Here is a 21,922-nt window from a genome sequence, read left to right on the forward strand (position 1 = left end):
GCCCCTTAGAGTGTATCTTTAATAAACCATTCGGCCTGCTGGTGGCCTGTTAGCAACCACGCCTCTTTTACGTGTATTGTATCGTCGACGTTGAAACGACCGGGGGCGTAAAAGGCCCCTCCCGCCTAACTGAAATCGCCCTGATTCGTCACGACGGGCACCAAATCGTCGACGAATATCAGACGCTGCTCAACCCAGGCCATCCCATTCCGCCTTTTATTAGCCAGTTAACCCGCATTACCGACGACATGGTGGCCAACGCTCCAACGTTCGATCAGGTAGCCGACCGGGTGCACGAAATCACCGAAGGTGCCATTTTTGTGGCGCACAACGTGTTGTTCGATTTCGGATTTTTGCAAAAAGAGATGAACTGGGTCGATCGGGAATTCCTGCGCCGAACGCTCTGCACGGTGCGTTTAAGCCGGAAAATCCTGCCGGGCCACCCGTCATACAGTCTGGGTAAACTTTGCCGATCGCTCGATATTCCGCTTCAGGGGCGGCACCGGGCTTATGGTGACGCTGCCGCTACGGTCAAGCTCTTCGAAATGCTGCTTCGCCACGACCGTCACGGACATATTCCACGCCCAAAACCGGCGATGATTTTTTAGTCTTCTGTTTCTGATTCCCTGTTGCGTCGCTTAGTATCGTTAGGTACGTTGCCTGGCAGCGCAACAGAGAACCGGAGACAGAAGACTAAAACTTAAAACTCCTTTCACCATTCCGGGTTAAACAGAGGTGACTCCGTAGAGGCGTACAATCTGTCTGTTATGAAACAACTTGGAATCGGCGTGATCGGAATGGGCGGGTTTGGCCTGTTTGCCGTTCAGCAATTTTTGCAACATCCCAATACCCGGCTGGTAGCCATTGCCGGATCGAAACGCGAAGAAGCGGTCCGCACCGCCGAACGGTTCGGAGCCGAGCAACTTGCCACGCTCGACGAACTGGTGCAACACCCCGACGTTGACATCGTTTACATTGCCACGCCACCGTTTCTGCATTTTGAACAGGCTATGCTGGCGCTGGAAGCCGGCAAGCATGTAATCTGCGAGAAACCATTGGCGATGAACCCGGAAGAGGGGCGTCAGATGCTGGCCAAGGCAAAAGAGAAAGGCCTGTTGATGGTGACCAACCTGATGCAACGCTATAACCCGCTGTTTGCTCGGGTAAAACACCTGGTCGAAGCGAATCTGCTCGGCGATTTCCTGCACGGCTACTTCGAAAACTACGCCGGTGACGAAGGACTTAGCCCGCAGCACTGGTTCTGGGACCGTACCAAATCGGGCGGTATTTTCATTGAGCACGCCGTTCACTTCTTCGATCTCTTTGCCGGCTGGTTTGGCGAAGGGGAGGTGGTAGCCGCGCAACTCTCGAAACGGCCAAACAGCGACGACGTCGAAGACCAGGTGCAGGCCACAGTACGCTATGGCACGGCCGAAAAAGGACACCAATACGTTAATTTTTACCACGGCTTTACCCAAACCGGCCGTATGGACCGGCAGGAAATGCGGCTCGTTTTTGAGCGGGGCGACATCACGCTGCACGAATGGGTACCCACCCGAATGGTGCTGCGCTGCGTAGCTGATGAAGCCACCACAAAGGCGCTGATGGATCTCTTCCCCGGTGCACAACTCAACGTAACGGCCAATATCGATCCGTCTAAACCGATTGGCGGGCGACACAAAACGTTTAGTGCCTACCAGCAAATTGAGCTGAAATTCGGATTCGAAGTAGAGAAACAGCATCGCTACAGCGAGTTACTGCGCCTCATGTTCCGCGATCAGGCAGCGGCAATTGCGCAGCCCGACGTACACCGGATTATCGCAGAAGAAAACGGCCTCACCTCCCTTGAGCTGGCCTTTGCAGCTGATCAACTGGCTCGTAAACAGTGATGTACGATTACTGATCTGGGAGTCGTACTTACCCGTCAATGGCTTCGCGAAGCCGTATCAGTTAGCGAAGACATTGATAATTGATCATTGATGACTGTTCCCTGATAACTGTTTTCTTACCTTTGCTGCTCCATCCAAATTGCTGGTCAACGTATGCTTGCAGAACCTGTCTTACCTGACGCCGCGTTTAGTGGCCCTGTTCATTCAGCCATTACCTACGAGAAAATACCCACCCACATTTATGCCGATGCGAAGGCTGCTTCTCGGGCCGTAGCGCATGAAATTGCTGACCTGATCCGTCAGAGACAAAATGAAGATAAACCCTGTATCTTGGGGTTGGCAACGGGTTCGTCGCCCAAAACAGTTTATGCCGAGCTGATTCGGATGCACCGGGAAGAGGGGTTGAGCTTCCGTAATGTCGTGTCCTTCAACCTCGACGAATATTTTCCTATGGAGCCCGATTCGCTACAAAGCTACTGGCGCTTCATGCGTGAGCAACTGTTCGACCATGTCGACATTCCTCAGGGCAATTACTATGTACCCGATGGTACATTGCGGCCCGATAAAGTAGCCGAGTTTGCCAAACAGTATGATCAACAGATTGCCGAGGCTGGGGGGCTGGATTTTCAACTGCTTGGTATTGGTGGGAACGGCCACATTGGGTTCAATGAACCTGGCTCACTGATCAATTCGCATACCCGCCTGATGATGCTTGACCATTCGACGCGGGCGGCAGCTTCTGTCGATTTCGGCGGCTTGTCGCGTACTCCGCGCAAAGCCATCACAATGGGTATTGCCAGTATCCTGGGTGCCAAACGGGTTGTGCTGCTGGCCTGGGGCGAGCGGAAGGCGCCCGTTATTCGGGGCGCTGTGGAAGGAACGGTAACGGAAACAAACCCGGCGTCGTACCTGCAAACGCATCCCAATGCGCTATTCGTGATCGACACGGCGGCGGCTTCGGAGCTCACGCGGATGAAAACGCCCTGGCTCGTCGACTCGGTAGTGTGGGATAATCCCATGAAGAAGAAAGCGGTAACGTACCTGTCGCTGACCCTGCAAAAACCGATTCTGAAACTAACCGACCGCGATTACAACGACAATGGTGTGAGTGACCTGCTGGCGCAGTATGGGCAGGCTTATGATATCAATATCGACGTATTCAACCAGCTACAGCACACCATTACGGGCTGGCCTGGTGGCAAACCCAACGCCGACGATACCAACCGTCCCGAACGTGCGCTGCCCGCTGAGAAGCGCGTACTGCTGTTCAGCCCGCACCCTGATGATGACATTATTTCGATGGGGGGCACCTTCCAGCGATTAGTGGATCAGGGTCACGAAGTACACGTGGGGTACCAGACGTCGGGCAACATTGCCGTAGCCGACGACGAAGCCCTGCGCTTTGCCGATTACGTGGTCGATTTCAACTCGAAATTCGGGATAAAAAGCCCCGAAGCGACCCGCATTTTCCAGGAGGCAGCCGCTTCATTGCGCAGCAAAAAAGACTCGGAGATGGACATTGCCGAGGTACGTTATGTGAAGGGGCTGATTCGGATGGGTGAAGCCAAATCGACGTGTCGGTTTGTGGGTGTTCCCGTTGAGAATGCGCACTTTATGAACCTGCCGTTCTACGAGACGGGCAAGGTCGAGAAGAAGCCGCTCAGCGAAGAAGACATCAAAATCACGATGGACCTGATCGAGAAAATCAAGCCGCATCAGATCTACGCGGCCGGTGATCTGGCCGATCCGCACGGAACCCACAAGGTCTGTCTGGATGCCGTGTTGGAAGCGGTGAAACGCCTGTCGCACAAGAATTTCATGAAAGACTGCTGGGTGTGGCTTTACCGCGGTGCCTGGGCGGAGTGGGATATCCACGAAATCGAAATGGCCGTGCCGATGTCGCCCGATCAGGTGACCAGAAAACGGCTTGGTATCTTTAAGCACCAGTCGCAAAAAGACGGAGTGGTGTATCAGGGCACCGATTCGCGGGAGTTCTGGCAACGAGCCGAAGAGCGCAACCGGGCTACCGCTGGCCTCTACAACCGCCTCGGTCTGGCCGAGTATGAGGCCATGGAAGCCTTCGTCAGGTGGAAAGGATAATGTATGTATAGTGCGTAATGAGTAATGGCTCCGCTGAGGCACCATCTGGTACTTCGGCAGAGCCATTATTCATTATGCACTATACATTAACCCTTACGGATACAACAAATACTGTTTTCGCATCTTTTTATAGTTCGATAGACCCGGCTCCCAGCTTTTGCGGATATTGGCTTCGGGGGTGCCGGCGATGATCTGTTTTTTTAGGTTTTCGGTACCTGCCAGCTTGTTGATGTCGCCCATTTGCTTGCTCTGGCTGCGGTCGAAAAAGCGATCTTTATCGGGATAGGCTTTATACATCTCGATAAGCCAGCCCAGGTTAATCTGTTTCGACTTACGGAGCTTGTTTGTATCGTACTTGCGCAGATCAAGGCCGTAGCATTCCGTGTCCTGATGCAGGGGTGTTTCGCTCATGCCTTTCAGGCTGACGGGCTTGAACGAAAACGCATATTTACCTTTCAGCGTAGGCGCACCCAACACGGTGAAGGGCATGTACGTACCGCGCCCCTGACTGACAATAGTCCCTTCGAACAAACAAATGCTGGGGTATAGCAAGATAGACTGCTGGGTGTTGAGATTCGGCGACGGTAGTACAGGCAGCGTATACGGTTTATCGTGATCGTAGTTGGCCAGCTTCACAACGCGCAGTTTACACTGGGCCTTATTGGGTAACCAGCCTTCGCCATTCGCCATTTGTGCAAACTCAGCCATTGTCATGCCGTGGGTGATCGGAATAGGGTGCATGCCGATGCCCGAGTGCAGGTGATCGTCCAGCATAGGACCGTCAACAACGTACCCGTTGGGGTTGGGCCGATCCAGAATCATCAACTCTTTGTTGTTTGCTGCACAAGCCTCCATGACGTGCGTCAACGTGTTGATGTACGTATAAAAGCGGCAGCCTACGTCCTGAATATCGAAAACCAGCACGTCGATGTCGGCTAGCTGGGCGGCGGTAGGCTTATTATTTTTGCCATATAGCGAAATGACCGGCACCCCGGTTTTGGCGTCAACTTCGTCGGCTACTTTAGCCCCGTTGCTGGCGTTACCCCGAAACCCGTGTTCAGGTCCAAAAATCCGTACAATCTTTACGCCCCGATTTAATAAACTGTCGACACTGGGCTTGTTGCCGATAATCGACGTCTGATTGACCACCATGCCCACCCGTTTGCCCTGTAAATAGGGTACATACTGATCGGTTCTGTTGGCACCGGTAACGATGGAGTCGGCTGGTTTTCCAGGCCGGTTAGTTGCTGTTACTGATCGACAGGCGGGCGCCAGCAAACAGATACTAAGCAGAAAAGTCAGCAGCGGCAGAGTAGGGCGGCAAGACATCATGGCAGGAGTCAGGTACGTTCGAGTCAGCAAATTAGGGAATGGGTGCTAAAGAGCGAGGTACGGTCGCTAAGAAATCAGAACAGCCCTGCCAACGTACCTGATCGATACGTTGGCAGAGCTGTTCAGTAATGTGTTAATACTATGGCGAAGCAAGGTCACTGCCTTGAAGCAGGAAACGCCTCACAGGTGCTAAGAAAGTGGACCTGCAAAGCTGATAAGAGCCGTGGCGAGGTTGGTCAGGTGTTTGCTGAATGGGCCTTCCGGATTGCTGTTGGCGTATTCTTGGGCAGTGCCGGCCAGATCGCGAAGGAGCCGTTCGGTGTTGCGCATATCGCCCGTGGTGACGGCATCGCGAAGTTGGGTCAAAGGAGCCTCTATCCACTGCGTGCTAACGTCGGAACGGACAACAGTGATCCAGTTGCCGATTAGGGTCGAGCCCAGTTCAGGCGTGGCAATTGCCGGACCTTCAGCCAGCGTATCGAGTGTGTTGATGAACATCTTCGACGCCCGATCGCCCGGATTTTGCAGGTCGTAAATCGTTAGGTCATCGTCCTGATTGGCGGCCAACTGGTCATCGTCGCCAATAGGCGTTAAATCGTTCGCCAGTGATCGGAGCGAATCGGCCAGTGTACCCAAGTTATCGCTAACTTCCTTGTCGGCGCTGCGGGCCAGCAACTGGGTATGGGCGGCCAGTGAGTTCAGGAGTTGTTTCACCCGTTGGCTGTCAGGAGTAGGATTCAGCAACTCGTCGTACAGATCGGTGAGCTGTTGGTGTACTTCCCCGGCACCCGTGGTGTTTTTGAGGGTCGATTGCCACTCTTTAATTAAGTCAATGCCGTTCGCCGGTGGCGCGTCGGTGTTTGAAAGTGCCTGGAGCGTGTTTTGCAGGACAGTCTGCGGATATGCCTGAGCCATGATGGTATTGGTTCGTTGAGTATTTGATTGTGTACTCAACGAACCAATACCGGGCCCGAATGTTCGGCCAATTACTTCTGATGGAGCAGCCGATTACAACTGATAGCTGTAGAACTTGTTACCATCTACGATGACGTACAGCGAATTGGCTACATCGTCGACCACGTAAACGGGTGCCTGATCTTTCAGCATAATTTTAACCAGTTCGGCCCCGGTGTCTTTATCGACCTTCATCAGACCGGTCCGCTTCACGCCACCCTCTTCTACGCCGGTCATAATAAACACGGCATTGTGAGTGCCAAAGGAAGCCTTGTGCCGTTCGTTCAGCATAGTAGTGAACGCTGTATTGGCCTCTGTACTTCCCTGCATCAGGTATATATTGTTGCTGGCTGAACGGAAATTAGCATCAGCCGCTCCCTTTTCGCCGCCGAACGTATTCATGACGCCCGATCCTAATTGGGTGCTCATATTCACCGCACCGGCTACGGTACCGTAGGTCGAGGCCGCCTGACCCAGTATGGCTAGCGCCCGTTTGCCGGCACCCACTTCGCGGTAGAATTTGTTGAATTTGGTTTTGCCATCGAAGCTCACAAACCAGACGTTCTGGTTTGAACTGAGCAGGTACCCGTCTTTACGCGTTTCGATCAGTTCAACGTCCTCATTATTACCCCGAAACTTGATGTCTTCGGCCAGCAGCTTGTTCGACAAGTCATTGAGATTGACCGTATATAGCTTGTCGTTGCTGTAAATCAGCATAGCGCTGTGCTCCCGATCCATTGAGACCACGGGCGTACCGCGCAGTTTAATCCGGCGCTTCCAGATGTCGTCACGGCCATCGGTCCAGTCAATTACGTTGGCTTCTTCGGCGTTGGCAAACAGCAGCCCCTTTTCGGTTAGTTCGTAGGTGGTTACCGGCTTATCCGTTTTGTACGAACGCTTCCATAGATCTTTGCCATTGTAATCGATGAAATCAAACTGGGATTCTTTGTCACTGCTCGACAGGACCAGCATGCCCGTTGGCAAAAACTCGACTGTCTGCAAGGGAAGGTCAACGTAGTCTGGTTTCTTCCAAACCGATTTGCCCGAGGTTTCGTCAATTCGGGTGATGCCGCTTTCCGTAACCACCAGCAGTGAGTTGTTGCTTAGCGGTACAAAATAGTTGAACTTACCCGGTACTTTATAAGGGTCTTTCCAGGTGGCTGCGCCAGTACTCAGCGAGTGGCCCATGATGTATTTGCCAGCGCCGGCATACACCACGTCTCCCTTTTCTGAAAACTCAAGACAACCCACGCGCTCATCAAATTTGGCCGTCCAGAGCGTTGCGCCAGTCTTACCGTTGAGCCGGCTAAGGGTTTCGCCCTGTGGGTACAAAATGTTGCCTTCCTTGTCGAGCACCGGCACAGGAGGATGCTGGCTTAGGCCCGACTTTTTCTTTATGGAACCCACCATGCTGCCCATCATGCCATGTTTCAGGCCTTGCAGCTCAATGCGCCACCGTTCCTGACCCGTAGCTATATCCAGCAGGGTGAGGTAGTCTTTTTTTGTCTCCCGAATTTGCAGTAGCATGGCGCCAATGCTGAACATGGGGTAGTTGTCGAAAATCTTCATTGGCTTCCCCTTGCTGCTGAACACCTCGCGGCCCGTTGTGAAGTCGATGATGGACGTGTGCGATTTGGCCAGAAACTTGTCTGAATCTTCCTGCAGCCGGGCATAAGGTGACCCGTCGATCTCCTGAAAGCCGTCGGCTGTCAGTGGGGTGTTGGCCAGCAGATCGCTCACGGAAGCATCCCATTTGGTCTGCCACACAATCCTGCGCGTGGCGGGGTCGATCCCGAACAGGCCTTTGCCGCTGTAGGCGATCAGTAAACCAGTTGAGGTTTGCTTCATCCATTTTACATCCCCTTCCAGCGTCGAGGTCCAGGTAGGAGGTTGCATATCCTGGCCTAAAAGACGAATACTAATCAATAAAAAGAGGAGGGTTCCCCGCATGAACTGTACTGAATAAAAACGAGTCATAAGCATATGTATAGTGATAGTTACAAGTCGCTATTTATATACTTATTGGCTTAAGTAATTCGTTATTTGTAAATAAATTATAGTATATGATATATATAACTTAAGTAGACTACAGTGGGTTGATAAAGCACCAGACAGGCTAATTGCCTGAAAAATGGCAAAAACCGGTTGTTTACAGGCTATTGGCGCGTGGCGGGTACCCGACTTTTTGTAGTTTCACAGCCTATGCCAAATCATGTCAGAAAATGGGTGCTGCAGATCGCACTCAACTTTATTGGGTTACTTTTCTCACTGGCAGTCATGTATGTGGTCTCGGTCATTGTTGTGCTGCAACTGAGCACCCGGGCTACGGCGAAGAACCCGCTTCAGGATATTCTGAATTATGAATCGTTTGTCTTTGTCATCGGGCTGGTGGCAATCTGGTTCATCTTCAGGTTTATTGGAAAAATTTATACGCTGCTCTCAACGCCGCCCAGGCCAGAGTAATGGGCATAAAAAAACCAGAACGTATGGGTACGTTCTGGTCTGATAGCAGGGTGATCCTGCAAAAGTCGTTGCTACTTACTTACAGCGTGTCGGCAATTACCTCACGAATGTCGGAAATGATCTTATTGGCCAGGTAATCGGCCGTTGAGAGTGTATCTGACTCCGAATAGATTCGGATGATCGGCTCGGTGTTCGATTTACGCAGGTGTACCCACTCTTTATCGAACTCGATCTTCACACCGTCTATCGTGTTGACGGGGTTTTTGGCATACTTGGCCCGGATCCGTTCCAGCACGGCATCGACGTCGATGTCGGGCGTCAGTTCAATTTTATTCTTTGAGATGTAATAGCTTGGGTACGTCCGGCGGAGCATTGAGGCTGACTTACCGAAGCGGGCCAGGTGACTCAGGAACAGTGCAATACCAACCAGCGCATCGCGGCCGTAGTGCAGTTCGGGGAAGATGATGCCACCGTTTCCTTCGCCACCGATGAGCGCGCCCTTGACCTTCATCATGTCGACCACGTTCACTTCGCCTACCGCCGATGCAAAATGCTGACCGCCCTGTTTCTGGGTTACATCGCGCAGCGCCACGGTGCTAGACAAGTTGGACACTGTATTTTTCGACGATCCTTCGGGGCTGTTTTTCAGCACGTAATCGGCCACAGCCACCAGCGTGTATTCTTCGCCAAACGGAGAGCCATCTTCGCAGATCAGCGCCAGCCGGTCAACGTCGGGGTCGACCACGATACCCAGATCATGGTTGTCGCGCTTGAAGACGTTGATAATATCGGTGAGGTTTTCGGGAAGTGGCTCGGGATTATGGGCAAAATACCCGGTTGGCTCGCAGTGTAGCTTGGTTACCTGTTCAACACCCAGCGCTTCCAGCAACATGGGTACAGCCAGTCCGCCGGTAGAATTCACGGCATCGACTACTACTTTGAAATTACGCTTGGCAATGGCCTCCCGGTCAACCAGCGGTAAGGCCAGTACGGCGTCGACGTGTTTCTGAAGCCATGTATCATCGGTCCGGTATTGCCCCAGTTTTTTCACGTCGGCAAACACAAATGCTTCCGTGTCGGCCAGCGCGAGTACGGCACTGCCGTCATCGCCGGAAATAAACTCGCCGGTTTCGTTCAGGAGTTTCAGGGCATTCCACTGAACGGGATTATGGCTGGCAGTCAGAATAATCCCACCGATGGCGTTTGAACCGGGAACGGCCAGTTCAACGGTTGGGGTGGTCGACAGGCCAAGATCGAGCACGTCGATGCCCAGGCCCTGCAAGGTAGCCGCCACTAACTGCGACACCATTGGTCCTGATAGCCGCCCATCGCGGCCAATAACTACCGTATGCGGCCCCTTTTTATCAGCCTGACGTGACAGAAGCCACTGGCCGAAAGCCGCCGTAAATTTCACTACATCGAGCGGAGTAAGGCCTTCGCCTGAACGCCCGCCGATGGTTCCCCGGATGCCCGAGATCGATTTAATTAAAGCCACGTGATTGGGTCATGTAAACGGTACGAAGGCTGCTTGTCTATGGGTTCGTTCGTCTGTTTATGTAGTCAGAAGGCAACAACAAAACAGGGAAATAACCAATTAGACACACAGCCTTCCTTCGCCACAAAGATAAATTGACCCAACGCTAAACCCTATCCGTTCATCCCTAAAGACAAACTATTTATTGAAGCGCACATCGCCATAGGTCGCTACTACTTTAATGCTCGGCCCCTCTCCAGTTCCTACTTTCCCCACATACTGACGTACCCGGGCCGGGCGGGCGGGTGCCGTTACGCTGACGCCCGTTGGTGAGTTGGGTGGTGTGCCTGGCTGAGACAGCAGTTGCAGGTTGGGCAGAGTGGGGTAGCTGAAGCCGCCGTGCGAGACAGTGACATCGAAATCGCAGTTGGGCGTCGACTGCACAGGCAGGGCTATGGTGGAATAGCTCGCCTCAACATCAATCTTATCGGCCGACGCACCAATGCGTTCGAGCCGGAATTGGCGGGCGTAGTTCATGCGGAACTTTCCCGACTGCCGCACCGACCCGATCAGGGCATCGGTGTAGCTGGTACGCACATCCAGCTTGTTGGTTTCTCCGAGGTTCAGCTTGCCATACGTCTGCTGAATGGAAAGCACATTACCTGAGTTGATGTCGAGGTCGCCGAACGACATCACTACATTGCCATGCTGCAAATCGCGGATGGAAACGTTGCCATACGAGGCTTTGATTTTGGTCGTGAGGTTATTCAACGCCGCACCATATACATTACCAAAACTCGATTCGACGGAAAGCGGGGCCCAGAAATCGGGAATGGTGGTGTTGCCGAAGCTATTCTTGATGGCGAGTTTATTGGCTTTGGGCATTGAAATCCGGTAGTCGACCCGCAGAAAATTACGCCGGTCGCCTTTCTTCCAGCCGCCTTCGAACTCCGATGCAATCACGGTTTTAAACAGGTATGTATCCCCATCACGCCGTTCGTCGAGGCTCACGGCATTGAGGGCCTGCCGGGCGCGGTCGGCATTTTCTGACGATGACCGGATGGCAATTTCGACGCGCATTTCATTACGATCCCAGAGCGAGACAATCACGTCGCCAAAGCGGTTATCGATCGACAGCGCGTTTTTAGCGTCGACGGTAAAGGATTTTACAATGGTCCGGTTCACTTCGGTGCGGTCGTCGCTCAACTCCTGGAAATCCATCAGAGCTTGCGGCGACAAGATAACGAGTTGTTCCGGAGCCGCTTTCGCCACAGATTTAAGTTGCTCGTCGGGCGATTGGGCCAGGGCGCGGGCTGTCAGCAGGCAGGCCGCAATGACGAGGTATGGATTAAACAGGCTCATGTGATGTTTGTTGTTTAATGCGCTGAATAACACGCAATTGTTCGTTCAGAAGGTCGATCTGAAGCTGTAGGTTCTGAATCATGGCCTGAATCAGCACCTCCTGATTTGGGGTATTGGGCAACTCTTTTTTCAGGCCTTTATAGCTGGCTTCCAGTCGGTTCAGGTCCTGCGCGAACTCGCCGTACAGATCGGGGTTACTTTCAGTCAGCTGCTTTAATTCGGCGCGCTTGCTATCGATCAGGCTGGCATACTGCGCCACTTCCCGGGCATAGGTTGGGCTAAACGCCACCACGTCGGGCTGGGCCGTTGGGCGGTAGCGATCGTTGGCCCACCACAGGCCGCCTGCCAGTAACAACAGGGCAATGGAGGCCGCCCAGGTCCAGTACGAGCGGGTCCAGGTACCTCCATACCGGGTACGTTGCCGGTGGACCGTTTTAAATGGCTCTACCGGTTTGGCGGCGGGCTCATCGGGTAGCTGATCGGCAATACGCTCCCACAAACCAGCCGAGGGCCCGGCCTGCTCAAAAGCGTCGCGGTTATCGCGGATGAATTTTTCGAGGTTCATAGGTACTGGTTACCTGAGGCTCCAGCTTCGGGAGAGAGATGTGGTTTTCTCCCGAAGCTGGAGCCTCAGGTTACTGTAAGTGTTCAATCAATTTACGTTTGGCCCGGAGGTATTGCGAGCGGGAGGTTGATTCCCCGATGCATAACACCTGGCCGATTTCTTCATGGTCATAGCCCTCAAACAAATGCAGCGTCAGCACCACGCGGTATCCTTCGGGCAATTTCTGGATGGCGCGACGTACCCGCTCCACGTCCCAGTTCAGGCTTTCTTCATCGATTCCCCCGCCGGTATCGTCGGGAGCGTCGAATCCGTCGCCCAGTTCGTCGGTGCTGACCAGGGCCAGCCGCCGACTCCGCAAATGACCAATGGCCCGGTTCACTACAATCTGCTTCAGCCACGCGCCAAAGGTGCTTTCAGCGCGAAACTTGTTCAGGTTGCTGAATGCGTCGAGGAAGGCTTCCTGCAACACATCTTCGGCCTCGGCATCATGCCCTACAATCCGCAAACAGACATTGTACATCGCTTTGGCATAGCGATTATACAACTCATACTGCGCTCGTCGGTCGCCCGTTTTCGAGCGATCAACCAGGTCAGAGATCAGGGCGGGGTTTGGGTACGTCGCCAACAGGTACAGGCCGCCGGCGCGTGAGCAACCGGGTTTAGGTCATCAATCGGGGTAAAGACGTAGGATGATTTAGGAACGTTGCATGAGTTAATGAATAATGTACAATGATTAATGAATAATGGCTCTGCCTCGTACCTGATCGTGGTGTAGCAGATCCATTGTTCATTAGTCATTTTTAGCCAATCCTGCCTTGTATATCTCCACCACGCGCTGCCGGGCGAAGGCGTGGTCGATCATGGGGGCGGGGTACGTTACCGGTGCGCCGGGCGGGCTGTTGTATTCGGGCACCCAGCGGCGGATGTAAACGCCTTTGGGATCGAATTTGGCGGCCTGGGCGGTGGGGTTGAATACCCGGAAATAAGGTGCGGCGTCGGTGCCGGAGCCAGCGGCCCACTGCCAGCCGCCGTTGTTGGCCGACAGGTCGAAGTCGCGGAGCTTTTGGGCGAAATACGCTTCACCAATCCGCCAGTCGATGAGCAGGTGTTTGATGCAGAAACTGGCCACGACCATCCGTACCCGGTTATGCATCCAGCCGGTTTCGTTCAACTGGCGCATGCCAGCATCGACGAGCGGGTAGCCGGTTGTGCCGGTTTTCCAGCGTTCAATATCTTCGGGCCGGTTCAGGAACTTGATATTATCGTACTCGCGGCGGAAGGCGTGCTGCTCCACGTGCGGAAAATGGTCGAGCACCTGGAAATAGAAGTCGCGCCAGCAGAGTTCGCTTAGGAAGGTAGGGCTGGTTTCCTGCGCTTGCCGGGCCAGATCGCGGATGCTGATGGTGCCAAAGCGCAGGTGAATGCCCAGTTCACTGGTGCCGCGTTCGGCCGGGTAGTCGCGCATTTTCTGGTAGTTGGCCAATAATTCGGCCGACACCGTTGGCTTTGGGTAATTCTCGCCCAGCGGTTCAAACCCCATATCGTCGAGCGTGACCGTACCGGTTGGCGGCGTCTTGAACAGCCGGTCAAAATAGTTTTCCGTAGGATAGGCTTTCAGGTAGAACGGGTCGGCGAGTTTACCCAGCCAATTGCGGCTGTAGGGGCCAAACACGGTGTAGGGTTTGCCCGTGCCGGTCAGTACTTCGTCGCGGTCGAGCAGGGCTTGGTCTTTGTAGCTGTGAAACCCTACGCCTACGGTTTTCAGGTACGTTGCCACCTCGGCATCGCGGCCTTTGCTGTAGGTTTCGTAGTCGTAGTTGGTGAATACGTTGGCGATGGTGTATTCGCTGGCCAGTTGCCTGAACACCTCCAGCGGATGCCCATAGCGAACCAGCAGTGACGAGCCCATTTTTTGCAGTTCATCCTGCATTTTCAGCACCTCTTTGTAGATGAACTCCACGCGCCGGTCGCGTTTGTCGTCGAGGTGATCCAGGATGTCTTTGTCGAAAATAAAAAGCGGTAGTACGGGCCGTCCGGCTTTCAGGGCGTGGTAGAGGGCGGCGTTGTCGTGGAGACGCAGGTCGCGCCGGTGCCACATGATGGCGATGGGGGAAGACGTTTCAGATTTCATGTTTCAGGTGCTCTGCTTGTATACGAAAGGAGACAGTTTCAGGTGCCCTGCAACTTGAAACATGAAACCGGAAACTTTTGTCACCACCATTTTTCGTAGCCGTCCACGGGTTTGAAGGGGAATTTGGGTTCAAAGTGCTGCCAGATCAGAGCCGACACAGTTCGGAGCAGGGTGAACCCTTCGTTGGTGCGGGTCCAGCTTTCGTCTTTCTGATTTTTGGTCATCACGCAATACACGTACTCGCCGTGGGGCGCATGCACCAGCACCACTTCTGACCGTGCCTGATTCACCGCTCCGGTTTTGCAGGCCACTTTCACTTCCACGGGCAACTGCGACAGTCCGTCGTTATCCCAAAACTGCCGGCACAGGTTGCGGTACATGCGGTCGCTGGCGTCGGGGCTGATAGCGCGTCCCTGCCGCAGGTACGTGAGCAGGTCGGCCAGTTCGCGGGGAGTAGTTTGCCCCCAGCCGTAGCGTTTTTGATAGGCTTCGCGGCCCGGTGTGCGGGAGTTCATCCGCGTTTGGGGAAATCCGTTGGTATCGAGCCAGGCGTTGATGGCTATGCCGCCGCCTGCCAGTTTCTGACACCATAAGCTGCCGGTATTGTCGGAAACGGTTTCCATCAGCATCACCACTTCGCTTAAGGGTAGTTTGGCCCCGTCTTTTAGTGAGCCCACAATGCCATCATCGTAATGCAGCGAATCGCGGTACACGACTTCCTGCTGGTAGCCTATTTTCCCTTTTTCGATCTGGTCGAACAGGCCAATCATGATTGGTATTTTGATGGTGCTGGCCGTTGGGAAGGTGGTGTCGGCGTTAATGGCGACGGTTTTGCCTGTTTTCAGATGATGCACGTACACGCCCACGTCGCCCCGGAAGCCGCGCAGGGCTTCGGTCAGCTTTTGGGTAAGTTTGGTGTCGATTTTGCCCGTGTTCTGTTGAGCAACGGAAGCGACAGCAGGTAGCAGGCAGGCAACAGAGAGTAGGATTCGAAAAAGTAGGGCCATAGGCATGGTGATAGGAGTTAGCCGGGGCCAAAATACGGACTTTACTGCGCTGTATAATGGTCTGCCGGTCAGTAATCGCGCTACGAGGTAAAGTCGGTGACCTTGTAGGAAGTAGCCATTTGCTCCTGCTTGCAGCCAGGTTAACCAGCGTTTTGGAGTGCTATTTGTTTGCGTAGTTACTATGTATATCTTGCTTCTCCGTTTCTTTATCTACCTTTTCGCCACACCATTTTTCATGCGCATTGCTGCGTTTGCCCGACTGACGGCCTTATGCGGGTTACTGGGTACGTTTCTGCCTTTTTTGGTATGCGCTCAGGCGGCCGTGCAGCCCCCGGTTGTGAAGTTTGGGCAGGTGACAGCTGCTGATTTTCAGCTAAGTCCCATTCCTAACGATACCACAGCCGAGGCGGTCGTCCTCTACGCACTGGCTGAAACGCACTACGAAGAACTTAACTCTAAGAATACTCTGATTACGGAGTATTATAAACGGATACGCATTAATAAAAAATCGGGTTACGACCAGGCTACCGTTCAGATTAAATTGTGGGGGACCGGTAGTAACGCCGAGTTTAGCACTGCCATTGACGGGGTCACGTCCAGGTTGCAACATGGGGTGGTTGTCCAGCAGAAGATGGACAAAGGGGCTATTGTTACCGAAAAGCTGGCGCGGGGCGAAACGGTACAGAAATTTACCCTGCCGGGGGTGGAAGAAGGGGCCATCATTGAGTATCGCTACACCACCTATTCGCCCGGTGCCATCACGCCGGCGACCTGGTGGTTTCAGGGCTATATACCCGTTTTATGGAGCGAGTACAGGATGAAAATTCCCACGCGCTACTACATGAAAATCACATTGGGAGGGTATTTGCCACTGGCGGTTAACGACGTGACGACCTCATCGTCGGGCTTGCAGACAGAGTACCGGTTTGCCGTAGCCAACGCACCTGCTTTTCAGGAGGAGCCGTTTATAACGACAATGGCTGATTACTTTTCTAAAATCAGCTTTGAGTGGAGCAGGGTGCGTAGCCAGCGGGATAGTACGGCGGCTGCGGTTGCGCGTGAGTGGCAGGACCTGGACCGTACCCTGCTGGCGTTTGACGATTTTGGCGTGCAGTACCGTCAGCCCTACCTGCTGAAGGAAGAAGCCCAACTCATTAAGGCTACCTACCCGGTGTTGGACACCCTGGGCAAGATCCGGGCCGCGTATGACTTAATTCGAAACAGGATCGCCTGGAATGGATCAGCTTATCAGTACTCTGACCAGCTTAAAAAGGCGCTCGACGAACGAAAAGGGGATGCCGCTGATATTAATCTGCTGCTCATAGGCCTTCTTCGATTGATTGGCCTTGATGCTAACCCGGTACTTCTAAGCACACGCGATCATGGCCAGCTTGATACGGAGCATACGTTGCTTCGGCAGTTTAATTACGTGGTAGCGCACCTGACATTGGGCGGGAAAGACGTTATGCTCGATGCTACTGACCGGTTTTTAAGGCCGGGTATGCTGCCCCGGCGCGCCCTTAATGGTACCGGTCGATTGATCCTGCCCAACGGAAAAGGCCGGTTTCTTTCGCTGTTGCCAACTGAGCGTACTGTGACCGTGAAGGCGTGCAACTTCGAAATTTCAGCCGATGGAGAGGCTAAGGGACTCTTTTCACAATCGTACGACGGCTACCGGGCTGCAGATGCCCGCCTGGCTCACCAACTTTTGGGCGAAGAAAAGTTTATGAGTCAGGTGAAACAGCTACGCCCCGATTGGCAGATAGAAACGGCTGAATTAGCCAACGTCAGCGATCTGACTGCCCCGGTATTGGCAAAATATACACTTGTCATTCCCGCGGCGGCTTCGATAAGCGGCGATCGTATGTACCTGAACCCCTTGCTTACCGAGGGAATAACGAGTAATCCATTCAAGCAACCAGCCCGCCAGTTTCCAGTCGACTTTGCTACTCCATTTGATGAAACGTTTACGGCCACCTACATCTTCCCGGAGGGGTTCACGGTAGACGAGTTGCCGAAGCCGCTGGTACTAAGCTTACCTAACAACGGGGGGCGGTTCACGTATCAGATTCAGCAAAAGGGAAATCAACTGGATGTAGTGAGTCGTATTACCATTCGTAAACCTGTTTTTGGCGCTGACGAGTACATGTTTCTCAAAGAGTTTTACGACAAGATCCTGCTCAAGCATGGCGAACAGGTTGTATTAGTGCAAGGTCCAGTAGCCGGAAAAAAATAGAAACCCGGCCGATACGAAACACTATCCATTGTGTAAATGGAGTTGACAAAACCAGCGTCTTGGAGTGCTATTTGTTTGCGTAGTTACTATGTATATCTTGCTTATCCGTTTCTTCATTTACATTTTCGCCACGCCATTTTTCATGCGCATTGCTGCGTTTGCCCGACTAACGACCCTATGCGGGTTACTGGGTACGTTCCTGCCTTTTTTGATGTACGCCCAGGCTCCCGTGCAGGAACCTGTTGTCAAGTTTGGGCAGGTATCGGCCGCCGATTTCAAGCAACTGCCCGTCCCGAATGACACGACCGCCGAGGCCGTGGTGCTGTACGAGTCGGCAGTGACGCAGCACGAGTACCGGAATGATAAAATCACCGTGTTTACGCAGTACTACAGCCGCATTCGCATTAATAAAAAGTCGGGTTACCGCCATGCCACCGTTCAGGTACCGTTGTGGGGTGTGGCCGCCCGTGCCGAATACATGGCCAACATTGAGGGCGTTACGCACACGCTCCGGAACGGGCAGGTAACCACGCAGCGGATGGATAAGAGCGCCATTGTACTGGATCAGTCCACGGCCGACATGGCTGTGCAGAAATTTACCCTGCCAGGCGTAGAAGAAGGCAGCATCATCGAGTACCGGTACATTGTGTATTCGCCGGCCACCGCTACGCCGCACTCGTGGCGGTTTCAGCAGCAAATTCCTGTACTCTGGAGCGACTACAAGCTGACCCTGTCAAACTATTTCTACCTAAAAATCATACTGGGCGGTTACTTGCCGCTCACGATCAATACGGCCAAACCTATTTCGTTTGGGCTGGTGAACGGGCTGGGCAATGAAGGGGCGATGGTCTACCATTTCGCCGTTGCCAATGCCCCTGCTTTCCGTAACGAACCCTTTATCACGACCCCGACCGATTACCTGTCGAAGATTGATTTTGAGCTAGCGAAGATCGAGATTCCCGGCAATGTGCTGGAAACGTATTCGCTGAGCTGGGCCGATGTAGACCGCACGTTGCTTACGAAGAGCACTTTCGGTGAACAATACCAGAAGGCGTCGTTCCTGCGCGATGTAGCCGACGCGATCAAGGCCAAACACCCCGATGCTGATACGCTGGGCCGGGTAGGGGCGGCCTACGCGTATGTACGTAATACCCTAACCTGGAATGAGGAAAACAGCCTGCTGTCGGATCGTCTGAAGCGGGTACTGGAACTGAAAAAAGGAACGGTATCGGACCTGAATTTTACGCTGATTGGCCTACTCCGAGAGCTGAACATCGACGCGAACCCGGTGATTTTGAGCACACGCAGCCATGGGGCCGTCAATAAAGAGTATGGGTTGCTTCGGCAGTTCAACTACGTAGTGGCGCACCTGATGCTGGACGGCAAAGATTTTATGCTCGACGCCACCGATCGCTTTATAAAACCGGGAGTCTTACCAGAGCGGGCGCTGAACCAGACGGGGCGCCTGATTTTACCGGAAGGGAAGAGCCGGTTTGTGTCGCTGCTCCCCACTGAGCGTGATATTGAAGCCAAAGTGGTAACGCTTACGGTTACCGAAGATGGCACCACGACAGGTACGTTGCGGCATTCGTATGGCGGCTACGGGGCCGTCGACGCGCGCAAGTCGTACAGTCTGCGGGGCGAAACCAACTTTGTCGCCGATGTGAAGCGGAAAAAGCCAAACTGGCAGGTGGAGCAGGTTGAATTTGCTAATGTCGATGACCCTGCCGCCTCGATGACCGTCGATTATAAGCTGGCCGTGACGGATGTGGTTCAGGTGGTGGGCGACCGAATGTACCTGCATCCAATGATGACGGAGGGGCAGGCCGACAATCCATTTAAACAGCTTGTTCGGCAGTATCCGGTCGATTTTGGTGCCCCTTTCGACGAGACGTTTACCGCTACCTATACCCTGCCCGAGGGGTACCGGGTAGATGAGCTGCCTGCACCGCTGGCCCTGAGTTTGCCCAACAACGGTGGCCGGTTTACGTATCAGGTACAGCAGATAGGGCGGCAACTGAGCGTGTCGAGCCGGATCACTATTCGGAAGCCCGTTTTCTTAGCCGACGAATATTCGATGTTGAAGGAATTATATGACAAGATCCTGCTCAAGCATGGCGAACAGGTCGTATTGGTGAAAGGCGCACTAGCCGAGAAGAAGTAGCTGGCTTACCAATAACAAAGGCGTCCCGGTTGGTTTGCCATAGGCTTGATCACGCGAGGAAGCAGATGGCTGGTGGTGCGGAGACCAGGTAAAATTGAGCGATTGTCCTTGAATTTGCCGGTTAACCTAGTATTCTGGATTGGTATTTGTTTGCGTAGTTACTATACATATATTGCTCTCCGGATTCTTTATAACCTCTATTCGCCACACCATTCTTCATGCGCGTTACTGCGTTTGCCCCATTAACGACCCTATGCGGGTTGCTGGGTACGTTCTTGCCCATTTTCCTTTGCGCTCAGGCGCCGTCTCAACAACCCGTCGTCAAGTTTGGGCAGGTTACAGCCGCTGATTTTCAGGTTAAACCGGCTCTTGATGATACCACTGCCGAAGCTGTTGCGCTGTACGAGTCAGTGGATACACGGTTCGAGTACCGGAATGAAAAAATTACTAGAATAGCCTACTACTACGGTCGAATCCGAATCAATAAAAAGTCAGGTTACGATCAGGCGACCATCCAGATTCCGTTGTGGAATCAGCCGGGGAATGCTGAATACGCGACGGCGATCGAAGGCCAGACGTATACGCTCCGGAACGGGCAGGTTGCCAGACAGAAAATGGATAAGGCCGCGGTGGTATCAGAGCGGCTTTCTGAGGTAAGTAACACAACAAAGTTCACCCTTCCAGGCGTGGAGGAAGGGTGTATCATTGAGTACCGCTACACGGTCTACTCACCAAATGAAGAGGTCCCGCCGTCGTGGGAGTTCCAGCACGAAATTCCGGTTATATGGAGTGATTACAAGGTGACTATCTCCAATTATTTTCAGTTCAGGGGACTGGTGAGTGGCTACATCCCGTTGACTGTTGTCGAGCAAAAACCCGTGTCGATGGGGCTGATTCCGGGCTTAAATGATGAGGGTGGCACTTTGTTTCACTATGCGATAGCGAATGCACCGGCTTTTCGGAACGAGCCGTACATCACAACCCCGGTTGATTATGTTGCCAGCATCCATTTCGAACTGGCGAAGATCGATGTGCCTGGGTATACCACAAAGATTTATTCACTGAGCTGGCCTGATATGGATCGCCTGTTGCTGGATAAAGAAACCTTCAGCGGACAGTATGCAAAAGCCACTTATCTGCGTGACGTAACGGAGGCCATCAAAACGAAATACCCGGCAAGTGACACGCTTGGCCGTGTAACAGCGGCTTACGACTACGTGCGTACTACCATGACCTGGAACGAAAAGGGAAACCTGGAAAGCGATCGCCTGAAAAAGGTGCTGGAATTGAAGAAAGGCGACGCTGCTGACCTGAATTTTATGCTGATCGGGCTGTTGCGGAATCTCGATATCAACGCTAATCCGGTAATTCTGAGCACGCGCGACCATGGCCGGATAAACGAGGCATATGGTTTGCTACGGCAGTTCAACTACGTGGTGGCGCACCTGACACTGGGCGGGAAAGACGTTATGCTCGATGCCACCGACCGGTTCGTAAAACCCGGTATGCTGCCGTATCGGGCGCTGAATGCCGTTGGCCGCCTGATTTTACCGGAAGGGAAGAGCCGGTTTGTGTCGTTGCTGCCTGCGGAGCGGGACGTGGAAGCAAAGACATGCACGTTTACCATCACGGATGATGGGGAAACGAAGGGCACACTGGTGCATTCGTACGGCGGGTATGGGGCTGTTCAGGCCCGTGCGTCGTATAAACGTCAGGGCGAAGAGAAATTTCTGGCCGATGTAAAGCGTAGGAAATCGACCTGGCAGGTTGATAAAGCAGAATTTACGAGTGTCGACGACCTGAATGTATCGATGAATGTGAAGTACAGCCTGAGCATGACTGATGTGGCGCAGGTAGCCGGTGACCGAATTTACCTGCACCCGATGCTAACGGAAGGCCAGTCGGAAAATCCGTTTAAACAGCCCTCGCGTCAGTTTCCGATCGATTTCGGCACCCCGATTGACGAGGCCTTCACCGCTACCTATACGTTACCCGATGGCTATACTGCTGACGAATTGCCTAAGCCGCTGGTCATGAATCTACCGGAAAACGCTGGACGCTTTGTGTACCAGGTGCAGCAATCGGGGAAGCAACTGACAGTTGTCAGCCGTATTACGATCAAGAAGCCCATTTTCGGCGCTGAGGAATACATGTTTCTCAAAGAGTTTTACGACAAGATTCTGCTTAAGCAGGGTGAACAGGTCGTGTTGGTGAAAGGGGCGATAGCCGAGAAGAAGTAGATACC

The 21,922-nt window shown here is 53.3% G+C and carries 16 protein-coding genes; 7 read left to right on the top strand and 9 right to left on the bottom strand.

The genetic code is table 11. From position 1 onward, the window contains the following. The first annotated feature begins 71 nt into the window (after nt 1-71). The 3 genes from F7231_RS00910 to nagB all read left to right on the top strand — a co-directional run bounded on the left by F7231_RS00910 (nt 72) and on the right by nagB (nt 3,989). Complete coding sequence (locus tag F7231_RS00910; RefSeq protein WP_085410475.1) at nt 72-608, top strand: 3'-5' exonuclease; 537 nt, start codon at nt 72-74, stop codon at nt 606-608. 159 nt (nt 609-767) lie between these two features. Next, entirely contained in the window at nt 768-1,889 is a 1,122-nt protein-coding gene (locus F7231_RS00915) for a Gfo/Idh/MocA family protein (RefSeq protein ID WP_085410474.1), read from the top strand. Nucleotides 1,890-2,042: 153 nt separating this feature from the next. Then, on the top strand, nt 2,043-3,989 hold the full coding sequence (gene nagB, locus F7231_RS00920; protein WP_166690582.1) for a glucosamine-6-phosphate deaminase: 1,947 nt from the start codon (nt 2,043-2,045) through the stop codon (nt 3,987-3,989). Between the two features lie 93 nt (nt 3,990-4,082). Here nagB and F7231_RS00925 read toward each other — a convergent pair whose 3' ends face one another. From F7231_RS00925 to F7231_RS00935, 3 genes are all read right to left on the bottom strand, one after another. Then, the gene (locus F7231_RS00925; protein ID WP_208295508.1) at nt 4,083-5,321 is read right to left on the bottom strand and encodes an exo-beta-N-acetylmuramidase NamZ family protein; all 1,239 of its coding nucleotides are present in this window, start codon (nt 5,319-5,321) and stop codon (nt 4,083-4,085) included. 189 nt (nt 5,322-5,510) lie between these two features. Next, the gene (locus tag F7231_RS00930) at nt 5,511-6,236 is read right to left on the bottom strand and encodes a hypothetical protein (protein ID WP_166690583.1); all 726 of its coding nucleotides are present in this window, start codon (nt 6,234-6,236) and stop codon (nt 5,511-5,513) included. Between the two features lie 93 nt (nt 6,237-6,329). Beyond that, the gene (locus F7231_RS00935; RefSeq protein WP_166690584.1) at nt 6,330-8,252 is read right to left on the bottom strand and encodes an outer membrane protein assembly factor BamB family protein; all 1,923 of its coding nucleotides are present in this window, start codon (nt 8,250-8,252) and stop codon (nt 6,330-6,332) included. A gap of 225 nt (nt 8,253-8,477) precedes the next feature. On the opposite strand from F7231_RS00935, the gene F7231_RS00940 reads away from it, so the two are divergent. Continuing rightward, complete coding sequence (locus F7231_RS00940; RefSeq protein WP_166690585.1) at nt 8,478-8,738, top strand: hypothetical protein; 261 nt, start codon at nt 8,478-8,480, stop codon at nt 8,736-8,738. A gap of 79 nt (nt 8,739-8,817) precedes the next feature. On the opposite strand, the gene glmM is transcribed toward F7231_RS00940, so the two are convergent. The 6 genes from glmM to F7231_RS00970 form a co-directional block, all read right to left on the bottom strand. After that, on the bottom strand, nt 8,818-10,233 hold the full coding sequence (gene glmM, locus F7231_RS00945) for a phosphoglucosamine mutase (RefSeq protein ID WP_166690586.1): 1,416 nt from the start codon (nt 10,231-10,233) through the stop codon (nt 8,818-8,820). A gap of 177 nt (nt 10,234-10,410) precedes the next feature. Next, nucleotides 10,411-11,574: a hypothetical protein gene (locus tag F7231_RS00950; RefSeq protein WP_085410466.1), complete on the bottom strand. Its 1,164-nt coding sequence runs from the start codon at nt 11,572-11,574 to the stop codon at nt 10,411-10,413. Next, nucleotides 11,561-12,139: a hypothetical protein gene (locus F7231_RS00955; protein WP_085410465.1), complete on the bottom strand. Its 579-nt coding sequence runs from the start codon at nt 12,137-12,139 to the stop codon at nt 11,561-11,563. The genes F7231_RS00950 and F7231_RS00955 overlap by 14 nt, the downstream gene beginning before the upstream one ends. Nucleotides 12,140-12,209: 70 nt before the next feature. Next, nucleotides 12,210-12,764: an RNA polymerase sigma factor gene (locus tag F7231_RS00960; RefSeq protein ID WP_085410464.1), complete on the bottom strand. Its 555-nt coding sequence runs from the start codon at nt 12,762-12,764 to the stop codon at nt 12,210-12,212. A gap of 165 nt (nt 12,765-12,929) precedes the next feature. Next, entirely contained in the window at nt 12,930-14,270 is a 1,341-nt protein-coding gene (locus F7231_RS00965; RefSeq protein WP_166690587.1) for a cryptochrome/photolyase family protein, read from the bottom strand. Between the two features lie 80 nt (nt 14,271-14,350). After that, entirely contained in the window at nt 14,351-15,277 is a 927-nt protein-coding gene (locus F7231_RS00970) for a serine hydrolase (protein WP_166690588.1), read from the bottom strand. Between the two features lie 181 nt (nt 15,278-15,458). On the opposite strand from F7231_RS00970, the gene F7231_RS00975 reads away from it, so the two are divergent. From F7231_RS00975 to F7231_RS00985, 3 genes are all read left to right on the top strand, one after another. Continuing rightward, nucleotides 15,459-17,513, top strand: coding sequence for a DUF3858 domain-containing protein (locus F7231_RS00975; protein ID WP_166690589.1), 2,055 nt, complete (start codon nt 15,459-15,461; stop codon nt 17,511-17,513). An 88-nt stretch (nt 17,514-17,601) separates the two neighbouring features. Then, complete coding sequence (locus F7231_RS00980; protein WP_166690590.1) at nt 17,602-19,677, top strand: DUF3858 domain-containing protein; 2,076 nt, start codon at nt 17,602-17,604, stop codon at nt 19,675-19,677. Between the two features lie 218 nt (nt 19,678-19,895). Beyond that, the gene (locus F7231_RS00985; RefSeq protein ID WP_166690591.1) at nt 19,896-21,917 is read left to right on the top strand and encodes a DUF3858 domain-containing protein; all 2,022 of its coding nucleotides are present in this window, start codon (nt 19,896-19,898) and stop codon (nt 21,915-21,917) included. Nucleotides 21,918-21,922 lie beyond the last annotated feature (5 nt).

It is taken from the genome of Fibrivirga algicola, from assembly GCF_011742925.1.
Lineage (GTDB): Bacteria > Bacteroidota > Bacteroidia > Cytophagales > Spirosomataceae > Fibrella > Fibrella algicola.